This is a genomic window from Psychromonas arctica, from assembly GCF_038155225.1.
Taxonomy (GTDB): domain Bacteria; phylum Pseudomonadota; class Gammaproteobacteria; order Enterobacterales; family Psychromonadaceae; genus Psychromonas; species Psychromonas arctica_B.
The window spans coordinates 1-255 of record NZ_JBAKBA010000147.1; the positions used below are offsets into that span (position 1 = coordinate 1).

1 protein-coding gene is annotated in these 255 nt (G+C 32.9%); it reads left to right on the plus strand.

The annotated features are described in order from the left end of the window. Window positions 1–170: DUF2802 domain-containing protein (locus V6255_RS18110; protein ID WP_341629389.1), on the plus strand; the 170-nt coding region annotated here is incomplete at its 5' end. Window positions 171–255 lie beyond the last annotated feature (85 nt).

Below are 255 nucleotides of genomic sequence, written 5' to 3' on the forward strand. Positions count from 1 at the left end.
AAAAAACGCAAGAAAACCAAGTTAATTTAGTGGCATGTGCACCTGAAAATAGAATTTATACACGTGCGACAATAATGGTCGAATTAGGTGCAAGTATTGAGGAGCTTATGTCTGAGTGTGAGTTAGCTCGTGCTGAAGCAGAGCTTTTACTGAATTTACATCGTATATAATATTCGTTATTTACAGATAAATAAGACAACATAACTTGAGTTTAAACAAAGTATTTTGACTTTTGTATTTGATTTTCACCTGTTG